Below are 16048 nucleotides of genomic sequence, written 5' to 3' on the forward strand. Positions count from 1 at the left end.
GTTTAGGTCGTGGCTTTTTTCAAAAACATACACTTTCTAAAAAATATAATTTTTTTTATTTAAAATTTTAAAGCCAATTAAACACTGATTTACTGCATGTTACAAATCCGTTTTAATTCTATTAAAACGCAAACTACGTTTAAAAGTATCACAGAAGTATAACAAGTTTATAATCTTTCTAAATAAAAAGGGTCGTGTTAAGTTCTTACCTTTATTACCGACACAACCATCAACAAAAGCATTTTATGGATCATATTGTAATTATTGGTAATGGTATTTCTGGGGTTACCCTAGCTAGGCACATACGTAAGCTATCAGACAAAAGAATCACCATTATTTCTGCAGAAAGTGACTATTTCTTTTCCCGTACCGCATTAATGTATGTTTACATGGGGCACATGAAATTTGAACATACACAACCATACGAAAACTGGTTTTGGAAGAAAAACAGCATCGACCTCGTAAACGGATTTGTAGAAAAAGTAGAAACAGATGCAAAAAAGCTAGTCTTAAAAGGTGGTTCTTCCATATCATATGATAAGCTAATTATTGCAACAGGTTCTAAACCGAACAAGTTTGGCTGGCCTGGTCAAGATTTAAAAGGTGTACAAGGTTTGTACTCCAAACAAGATCTAGAGATGCTTGAGAAAAATGCCCCTAATAAAAAGGTTTGTAACCGTGCTGTAATTGTCGGCGGAGGACTCATAGGTATTGAAATGGCAGAGATGTTGCGTTCTCGCGAAATACCGGTTACTTTTTTGGTTCGCGAAAAGAGCTTTTGGAACGGTGTATTACCTGCAGGTGAATCTGCAATGATCAACGAACATATTCTAGAACATCATATTGATCTACAGTTAGACACCAATCTTGAGAAAATTATTTCTGATGAAAATGGGCGTGCAAAAGCAGTAGTCACAGATAAAGGCGAAAACATTGAATGTAATGTGGTGGGTTTAACTGCTGGCGTAACACCAAATATAGATTTTCTAAAAGATTCTGGTATTGAATTAGGCAGAGGTGTTAAGGTTAATAGATTCTTGGAGACCAACGTAAAAGATGTATTCGCTATTGGCGATTGTGCAGAGCAGCATGAGGGTATTGGTAGCAGAAGACCTATTGAAGCTGTTTGGTATACGGGTAGAATGATGGGCGAAGCGCTTGCGCAAACTATTTGTGGCAACCCAAGAGAATACAACCCTGGTCACTGGTTCAATTCGGCTAAATTTTTAGATGTAGAATACCAAACCTACGGCTGGGTATTTAGCGAACGTAGTAAAAAAGATAATGAACACCATTTTCATTGGCGCCACGCTTCTGAAAAAATATGTATTACCGTTGCGTTTGACAAAGACAGCCATCAATTTTTAGGTATCAACACCTTTGGCATTCGTATGCGACATGAAATTTTTGACCAATGGTTAACAGAGAACAAGGATATTGACCATGTAATGACCTATTTAAAAGATGCCAATTTCGATCCAGAGTTCTTTAAACTTTATGAGGATGAAATTATCGCCAAATACAATGCTGATTTCAATAAAAATATCAGTGCAAAGAAAAAAAACTGGAAACGTATTTTCAGTATCGCCTAACTAAATAACAATCACAAACAACACCTACTATGGGTAATTTTGACAGAAGTATGTCACTTGCGGGAGAACCGCCTAAAGCATTAAATACAGGCCAAAAATTGGCAGTAGTAACAGGAATGATCGGTTTAGGCATTCTCATATTACAATTGTTCAATTTAAACCTAGGCAATACTGCGCTATGGTTAACGGTTTCCATTGTTGCCATTTTCACGGGAATCATCTGGTTTTCCCAAGCTGCATACGCACACAAACACAAGGGTATTAAAAATGATGGTGTTTGGTTTAAATCTATTTCTAGCCGTGGCGTACTTGCCTGGATGGGAGGTATTGCCTTAACAGGGTTTTACATTGTGCTCTATTTTTATCCGCAGTATTTAGGTCTGGTAAAAGATGGTGATAACACTGGCTTAATTGCATTATTTGATCCATTAAGTAAAGGACTTAGTGGTAACCCTGCCAGCCAATGGTTCGTTTACGGTACTATGTATACCGTTGCTATTTTGGCTTTTGGCGCTAAATTCATTTGGAAATATCGTCATAATAAATATGAGCAATTGAGAACGGTTAGTGTTATGTTTTTTCAAACTGCATTTGCCTTTTTCATACCAGAAATCATGGCTCGATTAAATGGCGATTTACCATATTATGACCTTAAGAATATGTGGCCGTTAAACTATTACAACTTTGAACGTTACCGTATTAATGGGTTCATAGATTCTGGTAGTGTTGGTATGACGATGTTATTTTTCGGTATCATATCCATCTTTGTGATTTCTCCTTTTTTAACCTATAAATACGGTAAACGTTGGTATTGCTCTTGGGTTTGTGGTTGCGGCGGATTGGCTGAGACTGCAGGAGATTCTTTTCGTCAGTTAAGCGACAAATCTAAATTTGCTTGGAAAGTAGAGCGTTGGGTAGTACACAGTGTGGTAGTATTCGTAACCTTAATGACTACAGCAGTTATTTACTCATATTTAGGAAATGACAGTAGTAAATACTGGTTAACAAAAACAATGTTCATCTCTGGTGTAGCAGTTATTTTGACTGCAGTTTTTGCATGGGTAATGATTTATAAAAGAGAAGAATTGGCGAAAGATGCCAAATATGGTGCTATCGGCTACTTCACCATTATCGTTGTATTAATAGGAATGCACTTTTTTAGTGACTCAGCAAACATATTCATTTTCAAAGCAGAAACATTAAGAACCACTTATAGCTTTTTAATTGGTAGTATATTTTCTGGCGTTATTGGAACAGGATTCTACCCTATTTTAGGTAATCGTGTTTGGTGCAGATTTGGGTGCCCAATGGCAGCCATGTTAGGTTTTCAACAACGTATGTTCTCTAAATTTAGAATTACCACCAATGGTGGTCAATGCATTTCTTGTGGTAACTGTTCTACTTATTGTGAAATGGGTATCGATGTTCGTGCCTATGCTCAAAAAGGAGAAAATATTGTACGTTCTAGTTGTGTAGGCTGTGGTATTTGTTCTGCGGTTTGCCCAAGAGGAGTTTTAAAATTAGAAAACGGACCAGAAAAAGGACGTATTAATTCTCAAGATGTTTTATTAGGTAACGATGTTGATTTAATGGATTTAGTGAATAAAAAATAGATCTCATTTCTAAAATGAAATATGTTATTTTTTTGCATTGTGATTCTTATACTCACTTGAACTAAAATTATATAACAGGAAAAATTTCATGAAAGACTGGTTTTTACTAATCTTTCATGATCTTTACAACCTACTAACACCAACCAATACATTAGATGAATCGCTTTTTAATCCTCTTACTTTTAGTATCAATTTCGGCTCAATCGCAAACGGAACTTAATTATCCTGAAGTTGTTTATGGCAAAGAAAATATAAGTGCCAGCTGGGTAAGCCACCCAGATACTAAAGGCGGCGAAGACACAGCCGTGTTGTTTCGTAACACCTTTGAAGTAGCAAATTCCAAAGCTGATTTTATTATCAATATTTCTGCAGACAACCATTACTACCTTTATGTAAACGGTCAGTTTATTACTCACGGACCTCAGTTGAGCGACATTCAACATTACAAATTCGAAACCTTAAATCTTAAAAATCACCTAAACCAAGGGAAAAATATTATTGCGGTTAAGGTGATTAATTTTGGTAAAAGAAGATTTTTAGGCATGCAGTCCATTTTTACTAGTTTAATGGTGAATGGCGTTTCTGAAAACGCCAAAATCATTAATACCACCGGGTTCAATGACACTTGGGTAAGCGCCATTGACGAATCTTACAAAGCGAACGAAGTAGTTTGGAGAGGCGACGGTGAAAAGGCTATCGTTGGCGGCTTTTATGCCAACAACCCTACTGATATCGTTAATATGAACAACTACCCTACGCATTGGGAAACGTTAGATTTTGATGATAAAGATTGGAAAAAAGTAGAGTTCTTTGAGAATGCAAGCAGTATGGGCGGCTCTATTGCTTATTTATTAGAACCTCGTAATTTACCTTTACTTTCTTGGGACGAAGAAAGAATTGCAAGTATCGTTCGTTCATCAAAACCTATTAAAACTGAGTTTCCGGTATTAGGCACTTTGACACTTGCTCCTAATACAAAAACTACTTTTCTTTTAGATCAGCAGTATGTTACCAACGGATTCCCAGAATTGATTTTCAGCAAAGGGAAATCGGCTACTATAATCATTAAATATGCTGAGAACCTTTTTGGTGCCAATAATGAAAAAGGGGATCGTAATGACTTGGAGAACAAAAAGCTTCTAGGCTATTACGATGAAATTATTTCTAACGGAAAAGATGCCCAAAAATTCATTCCGAATTGGATGCGTACATTCCGGTTTATTGAGTTTGAAATTGAAACTAAAGACCAAGAACTTGTTCTTGAAAATTTCGTAAACCACAGGTCTAGAACTACCATACCATCTATTGCAAAATTCACTTCAGACGATGACATGTATAATGACATTTTTGACATCTGTAAACGTACTATTGATATCTGTACACAAGATTACTTTTTAAGTGATGCCTATTATGAAACCATGCAGTATGTAGGCGATACAAAAATACAAGGCTTAATCTGGGAAACTTTAAGCGGTAATGCCGAACATACCAAAAATGCGATTCGCCAGTTTGACCATTCTAGAGATTCTGACGGAAACATCTTAGGTGCTTATCCGCTTCGTTCTACATTTATTTACCCTACGTATTCTTTGGTCTGGGTAGATATGATTGCCGATCAGTACAATACCTCTGGTGATAAAGAATTTATAAAAACCTACAAAGATGGCATTATTAATACCCTAGCGGGATTTGAAAAGAATATGAACGACCTTAATTTGGTCAACAAAACACCATACCGTTATTTTATAGATTGGTACACCGGACCAAATAACGGAAGCGGAACCGCTACTAAAAACGACGGACTCAACTCTGCCGTAGTTAGTTTACATTATGTGCATGCGCTACAAAACGCTTCTCGCCTTTTCAGTGAAATTGGTGATGAGCGGACTGCTAGCAACTATAAAAATCGTGCGGACGAAATTATTACATCGGTATACAAATTGTGCTATGATACCGATAGAAGTCTTTTTGCCGAAAGACCCGATAAAACCATTTATGATCAGCATACCAATATCATGGCAATATTAACAGATGCCATACCAGAGAATCAACAGCGTGCGCTTTTAGATAAAATTCTAAACGAAGAAGATTTATTACAAGCCACTTACTACTACCGTTTTTATCTATTTGAAGCGATTAAAAAAGTAGGCGCTCCAGAATTATTCGATGTTGCCCAAGAACCATGGGAGCAAATGATAGATGACCACATGACTACTACTTTAGAGCGTTTTGAAAGTGTAGAGAAACCAACAAGATCAGAGGTACACCCGTGGAGTGCATCGCCCGCATATTTTTATTTTAATTATTTGGCAGGCATCCGCTCTGTAAAGAATGATTTTGAAGAGGTAGAAATAGCTCCGGCATTTGGCAAACTAAATCAGATAGCAGGTCTACTTCCTACATCAAAAGGAAATATTGAATTTGAATTAAAAAGAAACAAACATAAATTATCCGCAGAAATAACCCTTCCTACAACCATAAAAGGAAAAATAGTTTGGCAAGGAACAGTGGTTAATCTAAAAGCAGGAAAGAATACATATACCCTAAAAAGCTCTAAATAATATGGCATTTTCGGTACCTGTTTCAATAAAGCAATGAACTTGAAATATTAAAAAAATGAAGCTATTTAAACTTTTTTCCGCCGCTCTTATTTGCTTAGGACTGTTAGCTTTTATAAATCCTGAAGACAAACGTTACGAGCGCACTTATTACGATGACGGAACTTTAGAAAGTGAAGGCTGGATTCGCTATAGCACAAAAACAGATTATTGGACCTTCTACCACCCAAACGGTCATAAGTCTGAGCAGGGTTTTTACGCTTATGGCAAAAAAGAGAAATATTGGTTCTTCTTTAGCGAAGACCGTATTAGAACCAAAGAGGGGAAATTCGTTGAAAATAAAGAAATAGGTTGGTGGTTGTTTTACGACAAAAAGGGACGTGTAAACCACAAATGCCAGTTGACAAAAGGAATTAAAGACGGATATTGCCTAAAATACAAGGATACAAAATTGATATCTGCAGAGAAATATAGCAATGGTGAAAAAGTAAAAGAATGGACCTCTTTTCGCGCTTTTACCAGTGAAAATAGTTTATCAGATTTAAAATAATGACAGACATTAAAGTAATTATACCAGCTTTTAACGAAGCAGAATCCATTGCACATGTCATCAACGAGCTTCCTAAAACGGTTTCTGAGGTAATTGTTGTGAACAATAATTCTACCGACGATACCGTAAAAAATGCAAAAGCTGCAGGGGCTACAGTACTTACCGAGACTAGAAAAGGTTATGGTTATGCCTGCCTTAAAGGGTTAGACTATGTTGCTTCAAAATCTAAACAACCCAACATTATTGCATTTATTGATGGAGACTATTCTGACTACCCAGAAGAGCTAGATAAGCTAGTTGCGCCTATTTTAGAAGATGACATTGATTTTGTGGTCGGTGCCAGAACTAAAAACTTACGAGAAGAAGGTTCAATGACGCCGCAACAGATTTTTGGTAACTGGTTAGCGACATTTTTAATGCGATTATTTTTTGGCGCAAAATTTACGGATTTAGGTCCTTTTAGAGCAATTAAATACGAAAAGCTCAAGGAATTGAATATGGAAGACAAAACTTATGGATGGACGGTTGAGATGCAACTGAAAATACTTAAGAAAAAAATGACATATATCGAAGTACCAGTACGTTACAAACGAAGAATTGGCATCTCTAAAGTATCAGGAACCGTAAAAGGTAGTATATTTGCAGGCATAAAAATTTTGGGGTGGATCTTCAAATACAGTATTAAATAATATGGCACTAGCTTTAGCTTATTTTATTATCATAATTTATAGTATTTCATTACTATTAATTTTCTTTTATAGCTTGGCGCAGCTGAATCTGCTAATCAACTACTTATCTCAAAAAAGACAGAACCAAACAGCACCAAAATTTAATCTGTTAGACCCAAAAGAAATTCCGTTCGTAACCATTCAGCTTCCTGTATTCAACGAGGAGTATGTTATGGATCGCTTGTTAGAAAACATCGCTAAAATAGAATACCCTAAAAGTAAATTAGAGATTCAGGTATTAGATGACTCTACAGATGAGACCGTTATTACTACCGCTGCTACTGTTGCAAAATTACAAGAGACCGGTTTAGATATTCAACATATTACAAGAACTGATCGTTCTGGTTTTAAAGCAGGAGCATTAAAAGAAGGCCTTAAAGTAGCAAAAGGAGAGTTTATCGCCATTTTTGATGCCGATTTTCTACCTGCATCAGATTGGTTGAAGAAAACAGTTATCTATTTTAAAGATGAAGAAATAGGTGTAGTACAAACCCGTTGGGGGCACTTGAACCGCGACTATTCTACTTTAACCAAAATACAGGCATTTGCCTTAGATGCGCATTTTACTTTAGAACAAGTTGGGCGTAATAGCAAAGGACATTTCATCAACTTTAACGGTACCGCAGGTATTTGGCGTAAAGAATGTATTATAGATGCCGGTAACTGGGAAGGCGATACACTTACAGAAGATCTTGACCTTAGCTACCGTGCACAATTAAAAGACTGGAAATTCAAGTATTTAGAAAATGTAGAGACTCCTGCAGAACTTCCTGTTGTTATTAGTGCCGCACGTTCTCAACAATTTCGTTGGAACAAAGGTGGTGCAGAGAACTTTAGAAAAACTGTTTGGAGCGTTGTAACCGCAAAGAATATATCTTTTAAAACGAAGTTTCATGGGGTAATGCATTTACTGAACAGTTCAATGTTCTTATGCGTTTTCTTAGTAGCATTGTTAAGTATACCATCACTTTATATCAAGAACACTTACGGTCATTTAGACTGGGTATTCTCTCTATTAAGCTTGTTCACCGTAAGTACAATCATCTTATTCGTTTGCTATTGGTTTACTTACAAGAGTATACAAGGTAGCGGCTTTAACAACTTTGTAGATTACATACGTATCTTTTTTACCTTTTTCTCTGTTGCCTTAGGTTTCTCATTACATAATACCATTGCAGTAATTGAAGGTCATATGGGTAAAAGAAGTGAATTTGTGCGTACGCCAAAATTCAATATTAGTACCATAAAGCAAAGCTGGAAAGGTAACAAGTACTTGGCTAAAAAATTATCTCCAAATATGATCTTAGAATTTGCCTTAATGATTTATTTCATGTTTGGTATGTACAGCGCAATACCATTAAATGATTTTGGACTGTTTCCGTTTCACTTTATGCTATTCTTGGGCTTTGGGTTTGTTTTCTTTAAATCATTGACCTCAAGAGCGTAAAATAGTTTTAAACAATATATTACAAAGGGATAGCCAATTGGTTGTCCCTTTTTTTATGTTAAATCATCTTATTGATTAATCATTCATATAATCTTGCCATTGTACGATTAGATACTTCTGCACTCCGTTTCTATTCATACTTAAAAATCCAAAATCATAACAAAATAAATAAAGCTCCCCTTTCTTCGTTTTCCAATAATGCGTAAAATATTTAGGATTAAATCCGTCGTTTAAGAGAACCGTACTTCTAATGGTAGTAAAACCAGATTTATTAAACTTTTTTAAAAGCCTTCTATTTTTTTTCAACTGCTTGTCTACACTTAGATAAAAAACTTCTTGTTTTTGAATCTTTTCATATTGATGAATGGATTTACATTTTGCAGAACAAAATTTCTTATCGGATCTTCCGACAACTTCAATATTGCACTCTGGACATCTTTTTTTCATAAACGAATGTAAACGTATATTACCCAGTTAATATACCGTTAATTATTTTATTTTCAATTATTCTTACAACATGAATCCATTAAAGTCAATAACCTTATACCATTTAATGATTAAAGATCAGAAGATGATCGGTATTAAATTCTCACCAGATAAATTGATACAGAACTTGATCAAGGGGCTTCCTAACCCTAAATGGAGTCAACAATATAATATGGCTTATATACTGAACACAAAAGAAAACCTGGGAATTCTCTTTACTACTTTTAAAGGCATCGTATGGATTAATTATAATAAATTTTACCCTAACAAACCTGTCAACACCTCTAATGAAATAGTGGACGTTCAATGGTTTAGAAAAAGGTCAATAGTACCAGGCTACCGACTTTGCCCAGAAGAATACTTGTTAAAACTGGAACTAAAAAAATACGCCAATAGTACTGTTAAAACCTATGTAACCTTCTTCGAAATGTTTATAAACCATTATAGTGATCGAAAATTAGAGACGCTTGATGAAGGTGACATACGGGCTTATCTACAAGTTCTAATTCAAAGAAATGCATCTAACTCTTATTTAAATCAAGTCATCAACTCCATTAAATTTTATTACGAAGTTGTATTAGGAATGCCTAATCGGTTTTATGAAATAGAACGACCAAGAAAAGAGTATAAACTACCAACGGTAATTTCAAAAGAGGAAATAATATCTATAATTGAACATACCAACAACTTAAAGCACAGATGCATTGTACAACTACTGTATGGTTCTGGTTTGCGCCGTAGCGAGCTTTTGAACCTAAAACTAAATGATATTGATAGCAAACGAATGCTTATAAGAGTTGAAGGAGCAAAAGGCAATAAAGACCGACTTACACTTTTATCAAAGAATGCACTCGAAGATTTGAGGATGTATTTTAAGGAATGGAAGCCTAAAGAATTTCTTTTCGAAGGGCGCAAAGGGGGAAGATATAGCCCAGAAAGTGTAGTGCAAATAGTTAAACAAGCCGCTAATAAAGCAGGTGTAAAACAAAATGTGTCACCGCATACACTTCGTCATAGTTTTGCTACACATCTTTTAGAATCTAATGTTGACCTTAGGCAGATTCAAGTACTTTTAGGGCATGGCTCAAGCAAAACAACAGAAATTTATACCCATGTTGCAACAAATACTTTTAAAACAATTAAAAATCCTTTAGATTAGAGTTTATATAATGGGGATATATGTAATTGTACACATATCCGTACGTTAGCTACAAGTACTCCAAAAATAAAAATATTGATATTATGGAAAAAAAAAAATAAAAGATTTGTCAAAAGAAGAGCTTAAACGTAAAGAAAAAAGCCTAAAATCAATAATAATATTCTGCATACCAATAATTATCGGACTTTTTTATTTTGTTCTTCGAGATTATTTTGATGGAAAAGAAATTGACTTTGCGATGCTGACTATTGCAATATGTACAATTGGTGGTCCAGTTACAGTATACCCTGAATTAAAAAAAGTTCAAGAAGAACTAAAAAACAAGAAGTAATTAACCCAAGCATCTACTAGAATTCTAAGTTTATTTCCAAAAATGGTATTTACTCGTTCGGAAAAAAATTTAGTTTGCGCAGATGGATTTCACTCGGTCGGAATTCTTACATGGGACTCTACTCGGATGGAAAATCAAAACGGAATCGAAATGTGCTTACTCGTATGTGTCGTACCAGCAGCTAACAATACCTATAATTAATGCGGGTGCTGGTTCTAGCCGAAATGTTGGTTGATTTGCATTTTCGCAAAAGCTTTTTTCTTATTTTTAAACTCAAACTAAAAAACGCTAAAAGCTTTTACTTGTGCTTGGCTTGAAATTCCCTGAATTTCTACGCCGCACTAATCATAGCTTAAGCGTTATCTGCAATTTGAGAAACGACAAACTTTTGATATTAGATTTAGATGGAGTTCTAATAACAAATCCATCTTGGAAAGCCGACCGAATTCACTCGGATGGATATTCTGAATTTAATAAATCTTGTGTTGAAAATCTAAACAGACTTCTCACTCTTGCGGAATTTGACATTTGGTTGAGCTCAACTCGTCGAACCGTGAAAACTCTGAATGAATTTAATCTGATTTTTAAAAATCGTGGAATAAAAAAAGATATCGTTGGATTTTTACCAGAATACGCAGATTGCAGAAATCGAAAAGAGGAAATCCTAAAATTTATAACGGAATTTAAAGCGTCTGATTTTGACTGAATTGACAAAAGGCTTAAATAGTGAAAAATTAAAAGAGGCTATTGAAAAAATATGAAACGAAATTGTCAAAAATGTTCTGATAGAGAATTTGAAGTTCCTGAATATACTCTTGAACAAAAAAAGATGCTATCTGATTTAAAAGCAAATAAAAAACTCGGAGAATTAATCACAAAAATAGAATCACTACACAATATCAAAAGTATTGACGCCAAATTTAATTTTATGCATATCAACACAAAATACGGAAAATGTAATCGTTGCAAAGTTGATAACCTTAAAGGAGAATATGTGATTTGTCCGAAATGTAAAGCGCTAAATTTCAATTGGAAAGTATAAAAACTGTAGCTAACAAGGTGTATAATTCATTGCTAGTTATAGCCTACTTACGAAAGTCCTCGCGGACTTTCTATCTGTGATTTATTTGCTAACTTTAATGCTTAAAACACGCAACGAAATCATACACTATACCGTTGTGGGGCATACTGTGGTTCTGAAGAACGGTACGCAATCAGAACGCAACGGCGAACGGACGCCAGCCCAACGACCGCTGATTTTTTGCGGTGGTTTGTGCCTCATCGAAAGAAAAAAGCGGTGAAAAATCCCAAATTGAGGAGGGTTACGGAGCAGTTCGTGCAAAAAACCGCTTTTTTTGGGCTTGTTATCGGCGGACGAAATAAAGGTCAAAGCAATTTTGGTTTGGACTGGAACTAATCGATTGGTAGCAAGGCGACTGCGGTGAAAATGAAAATCAGGACGGAGTGTTATCTAAGTAATGTCCCCTTGCTACGGAGTGTTTGCTTAGTTCAGGATTTTGAAAAATGGTACGCCCCACAACATTATATAAGTGATCATAGCAGTTTAAGGATAAATCGATTGGATCGTGTATTTTTGCAATGGCGCAATGCTTGATTTTGAATAATTTATCAATCCTTGCGCAGAAAATGTCGAAAGTTTGGTAACTTTTTGCCCTGCTACGACACTTATATTTAGCGTTGTACATAATGTTGAAAAAAGTACTTTTCATAATATTTCTAACTGCTCAATCAGCCTTTTCACAGGTCGAAAAAGTGGATTATGAATTGTATTCTTTGATAATATCGGAGCAATTAGAATTTGGAATTAAAAGCAGCATTGACTCAGTTTTATTAATTGAGCAATTCGAAAACAAATTTGACAATTTATATGATGTTTTTAACTCAAAATCTGATTCTATTTCGAAGTCAGACATAAATTTCATTTCAATAAACACGGGAAACGATACAATCTTTATAAAGCGACTTATACAGGAATCTAAATTTAGAAATTCTGTGAAGAGATTGACAACTGATTTTGGTTTAAGCCCGAAAATTAATGCAAATCTATTATCGACGGAAAAGCTAAATATTCAGTCAATAACTTCAAAAAAATACTATTCGATTTTTGGTAAAAAATTCAAGCGAAAAAATCCTTGGAAACGGATTATCAAAAAATACGGAACAAAAAATATCATTGAATTCTCTAAAGTTAAGTACAACGGAAATTTAGCTTCAGCTTATTTCGGATTTCATTGTGGAGGTTTATGTGGAAATGGAAGGGTAGTGATTTTCGAGAAAGTTAATGGAGTGTGGGAAATTCTGACTTCAATAAACCAATGGGAATCCTAAAAAAACACTATGTACAACAAAGCCTAAACGTAATGCGGAGTTTTGGGCTAAATCGAAAGGTCTGTGTATATTTATGAAGTCGCTAAATCTTTGGGATTTAGCTTTGGGCAAAAAAAGAAAAAACAAAACCAAAAGCTTTAGCTTCGTGCGCAGTCGGAAACGAAAAGTTTCCTTGCCCCCGCACTACGCTTAGCCGAACCGTTAGCAATAATTATGAATCATATCAAATACTTAATTCTTTTAGTTCTTATTTCAGTATCTATTGAAGTTGTTTCACAAGATACCTTGGACATGAAAGAAGTGTATATCGACAATGATTTGGTCTATAAAATGGATGGTCAAAGATTTACTGGACTTGCTCAACAGAAACGGAAAAATGGAAAACTGAATTATGAAGAACAATATAAAAACGGAGTAATTCTATGGAGTAACTTATACTTTAATACTAAAGACAAGAAAGTCTCTGATAAAACAATCTACAACCGTTATAAATTATGGGTAATTGAAAAGGAGATAAGACTCCGACTATCACAAGATACTTTACATATCAAAACCTACGACGAAAACGGAAAAAAAATATTACTTGAACAGTTTGAGAATAACAAAGTGACCTATAGCTGTGAATACAACGGAAAGAAAAGACATGGACGGGAAATGTGTTATGACGATGATGGAAATCAGTTGATTTTCCAGTATGTGAATGGAAAAAAAGTAAAAGAATGAAACCATTACTAATACTAGGAGTCGGTCTTGTACTATGGGCGCTAAGTATTTATTTAGTTCGCAAATGGAAACATTTTTGGATTTTCTTTGCTATAAATTTTGCAATATTAGCCATTTACACCACATACATAATCTATGGAAATTTGGATTTTTTAGGACATGACGAATATGGATTGGGAAGATTAATGATGTTATTCGCAATACCCTTAATACATGTTTTAATTGCGTTCATTCTTGCTATGGTTATAAATTACCGCCTGCAAAAAATAACTATTGCCAACAATGCCTAAACGTAATGCGGGCTTTGGGGCTAAATCGAAAGGTCTGTGTATATTTATGAAGTCGCTAAATCTTTGGGATTTAGCTTTGAACGAAAAAAAGAAAAAGCAAAACCAAAAGCTTTAGCTTCGTGCGTAGAAGGAAACTCAACGATTCCTTGCACCGTACTACGCTTAGCCGCACCGTTGTACGCAAGCATGAAAATCGGAACAAACAAGAAATATATGAACATCAAGAAAATGAAAAAATCAATTTTCCTCCTATTACTTTTAACCTCTGTATCTGTATTTTCCCAAAACTCAGATTACAAGGTATCCTCCTATCTAACGGAAGGAACAAAAGCACCGAATACTCATTATATCGGAGAAGCTTGGTTGAATGCTATTATCCACGATGATGAGGAATTGGGTTATAATATTACAAAAGCAACTTTTAAAGCTAACTCGACCTTGGACTGGCATAAACATGGAACTGCGCAAGTCTTAATAATTGTAGATGGAGAAGCATATTATCAGGAGAAAGGAACTGCGCCTGTAATTTTGAAAAAAGGCGATGTAATTAAATGTGAGAAAGACATTGAACATTGGCATTCTTCTACCAAATTTAGTGATGTAACATATTTAGCTTTATATGGTGGTGGACAACCAACTTCTTGGACTGAAGTAGTTACGCAGGAGTATTATGATGAAGTAGCCGAAAAACTAAAGGGTAATTGAAATAACACACTCGGACGGAAATGCCAACGTACAACAATGCCTAAAAACAATACGGGCTACGGGTTTTGACGAATGGCTTGCGTATTTTTATGAAGTCCGCCAAAACAATTGGATTTTGGGATTTTAAAAGAAAAAAATAAAACCAAAACAAAAGGTTTCGGCTAATCGCTGAACGGAAAGCAAACGCCAGTTTGCTCCCGTACTGTTCTTAGCCGAGCCGTTGTAATCAATAGCCAAAAAAATAAAATGTTTGGAAACAGATTTTTGAACCGATTGACTTTTACCATTCTTTTACTACTTTCAATTTTATTAGCATCGTGTTTTCAATCTGAAAAGGAATTTATTGAAGAGTATCGTAAGGAGCTAAAACCTATTGAAATTCAAGGACTAATCATAGCAACAAGAAAGAACAACAAAGGGCGATTTCGTTTTTTGATAACTCAAAATATGGATACTACTACTATATTTTATACTGGAGTATTATATCCGAGTAAAAAGTTTCATGTAGGAGATTCAATTTTCAAACCTAAAAACCAAATGAAATTTACAGTTAAAAGGAAAGATTCCATATTTGAATATGAAGAAAGAAAATATTAATCCAAAAGAAGATAAGTAGTTTGCGCGAATGGACACCTTACTCAAAGGTAACTGTTACGCAGATGGAATGTACTCTGGCGGAAAAGTAGAAAACGTAATCGCTATGTGCTTACTCAGAAGGCAGCTACTGATTACAACAAAACCTATAAACAATACAGGCTTAGGGCTTAAACAAAAGGTTTGTGTATTTTTATAAAGTCCGCAAAATCTTTGGGATTTTGCTTTAAACAAGGAAAAGAAAAAACAAAACAAAAAGATTTTGCTATGTGCGTGGGGGAAAGCAAACGCCAGTTTGCTCCCGTACTGTTCATAGCTAAAACGTTGTACGCAAGCTGAAAAACTCACTCGAATTGACAAAAAAGATAATATTTGGAATTATAGCATTCATAATCGGATTTGGAATCGCATTGTATTCTGAATCTTTTTTTCGTGAAATAATTCAAGATGTTTTTAAATGGTCAACTTCTGACAAAATTAAATTTGTTGCAAATAATATGTATATTTTCTCTGATAAAACATATTACATAACATTGGGAATAGTTCCTTTGATTTTGACACTTGAAAATCTGAATAAGAAGATGACTACATTTCTAAAAAATGGAATTATTTGCTTACTGATTTTCGGAATTTCTTTAGTCACTATTTCAGTTATCGATGCGAATATAAAAATTGCAGAATGTACAGCCTGTGATGACGGAATTAGAAAATTACATTGGAATGGAATAAATTACGGACTGATTATAGGTGCAAGCGCCATCATTTCGATTGTTCCGAGTCTGATAAGAATAATAAAACGAACGAAAAAAGCCAGCGTACAACAACGTGTATAATTCATTGCTAGTACTTGCCTACTTACGAAAATCCTCGCGGATTTTCTATTCGGTTTGTATTTGCTAATTTAGTTGCTGAAACACGCAACG

Annotated in this window: 17 protein-coding genes; 16 read left to right on the top strand and 1 reads right to left on the bottom strand. The window is 34.9% G+C overall.

Annotated elements, in window-relative coordinates:
* Positions 1-245 precede the first annotated feature (245 nt).
* From BUC31_RS01365 to BUC31_RS01390, 6 genes are all read left to right on the top strand, one after another.
* Positions 246-1592, top strand: coding sequence for an NAD(P)/FAD-dependent oxidoreductase (locus BUC31_RS01365; protein WP_073240577.1), 1347 nt, complete (start codon positions 246-248; stop codon positions 1590-1592).
* Positions 1593-1621: 29 nt separating this feature from the next.
* Positions 1622-3205, top strand: coding sequence for a 4Fe-4S binding protein (locus tag BUC31_RS01370; RefSeq protein ID WP_073240578.1), 1584 nt, complete (start codon positions 1622-1624; stop codon positions 3203-3205).
* 155 nt (positions 3206-3360) lie between these two features.
* Positions 3361-5766: an alpha-L-rhamnosidase-related protein gene (locus BUC31_RS01375; RefSeq protein WP_073240579.1), complete on the top strand. Its 2406-nt coding sequence runs from the start codon at positions 3361-3363 to the stop codon at positions 5764-5766.
* A gap of 55 nt (positions 5767-5821) precedes the next feature.
* Positions 5822-6313: a toxin-antitoxin system YwqK family antitoxin gene (locus BUC31_RS01380; protein WP_073240580.1), complete on the top strand. Its 492-nt coding sequence runs from the start codon at positions 5822-5824 to the stop codon at positions 6311-6313.
* Complete coding sequence (locus tag BUC31_RS01385) at positions 6313-7002, top strand: glycosyltransferase family 2 protein (RefSeq protein WP_073240581.1); 690 nt, start codon at positions 6313-6315, stop codon at positions 7000-7002. The genes BUC31_RS01380 and BUC31_RS01385 overlap by 1 nt, the downstream gene beginning before the upstream one ends.
* Before the next feature lies 1 nt (position 7003).
* Positions 7004-8488, top strand: a complete 1485-nt coding sequence (locus BUC31_RS01390; protein ID WP_073240582.1) for a cellulose synthase family protein — start codon at positions 7004-7006, stop codon at positions 8486-8488.
* A gap of 75 nt (positions 8489-8563) precedes the next feature.
* On the opposite strand, the gene BUC31_RS01395 is transcribed toward BUC31_RS01390, so the two are convergent.
* A complete protein-coding gene (locus tag BUC31_RS01395) occupies positions 8564-8935 on the bottom strand; it encodes a hypothetical protein (RefSeq protein WP_073240583.1) in 372 nt (123 codons plus the stop codon).
* A 70-nt stretch (positions 8936-9005) separates the two neighbouring features.
* Here BUC31_RS01395 and xerA point away from each other — a divergent pair, with 70 nt between their 5' ends.
* The 10 genes from xerA (at position 9006) to BUC31_RS01445 (ending at position 15958) form a co-directional block, all read left to right on the top strand.
* Positions 9006-10133 carry a site-specific tyrosine recombinase/integron integrase gene (gene xerA / locus BUC31_RS01400; protein ID WP_244533990.1) on the top strand — a complete coding sequence of 376 codons (1128 nt, stop codon included), beginning with the start codon at positions 9006-9008 and terminating at the stop codon, positions 10131-10133.
* Positions 10134-10239: 106 nt separating this feature from the next.
* Positions 10240-10464: a hypothetical protein gene (locus tag BUC31_RS01405; protein ID WP_073240584.1), complete on the top strand. Its 225-nt coding sequence runs from the start codon at positions 10240-10242 to the stop codon at positions 10462-10464.
* A 304-nt stretch (positions 10465-10768) separates the two neighbouring features.
* Positions 10769-11170 carry an HAD domain-containing protein gene (locus tag BUC31_RS20655; RefSeq protein WP_396627736.1) on the top strand — a complete coding sequence of 134 codons (402 nt, stop codon included), beginning with the start codon at positions 10769-10771 and terminating at the stop codon, positions 11168-11170.
* Between the two features lie 51 nt (positions 11171-11221).
* Positions 11222-11506: a hypothetical protein gene (locus tag BUC31_RS01415; protein ID WP_073240586.1), complete on the top strand. Its 285-nt coding sequence runs from the start codon at positions 11222-11224 to the stop codon at positions 11504-11506.
* A 665-nt stretch (positions 11507-12171) separates the two neighbouring features.
* Positions 12172-12813 (top strand): hypothetical protein, encoded by a 642-nt coding sequence (locus tag BUC31_RS01420; RefSeq protein ID WP_073240587.1) that lies wholly within the window; start codon positions 12172-12174, stop codon positions 12811-12813.
* A 213-nt stretch (positions 12814-13026) separates the two neighbouring features.
* Positions 13027-13536 (top strand): hypothetical protein, encoded by a 510-nt coding sequence (locus tag BUC31_RS01425; RefSeq protein ID WP_073240588.1) that lies wholly within the window; start codon positions 13027-13029, stop codon positions 13534-13536.
* Complete coding sequence (locus BUC31_RS01430) at positions 13533-13826, top strand: hypothetical protein (RefSeq protein ID WP_073240589.1); 294 nt, start codon at positions 13533-13535, stop codon at positions 13824-13826. Before BUC31_RS01425 ends, BUC31_RS01430 begins: the two co-directional genes overlap by 4 nt.
* 228 nt (positions 13827-14054) lie before the next feature.
* Positions 14055-14531, top strand: a complete 477-nt coding sequence (locus BUC31_RS01435) for a cupin domain-containing protein (protein ID WP_034669023.1) — start codon at positions 14055-14057, stop codon at positions 14529-14531.
* Positions 14532-14777: 246 nt separating this feature from the next.
* A complete protein-coding gene (locus tag BUC31_RS01440) occupies positions 14778-15128 on the top strand; it encodes a hypothetical protein (protein ID WP_073240590.1) in 351 nt (116 codons plus the stop codon).
* A 350-nt stretch (positions 15129-15478) separates the two neighbouring features.
* The gene (locus BUC31_RS01445; RefSeq protein ID WP_073240591.1) at positions 15479-15958 is read left to right on the top strand and encodes a hypothetical protein; all 480 of its coding nucleotides are present in this window, start codon (positions 15479-15481) and stop codon (positions 15956-15958) included.
* The last annotated feature ends 90 nt before the right edge of the window (positions 15959-16048 follow it).

Origin of the sequence: Maribacter aquivivus, from assembly GCF_900142175.1 — a bacterium.
In the GTDB taxonomy this organism is placed as follows: domain Bacteria; phylum Bacteroidota; class Bacteroidia; order Flavobacteriales; family Flavobacteriaceae; genus Maribacter; species Maribacter aquivivus.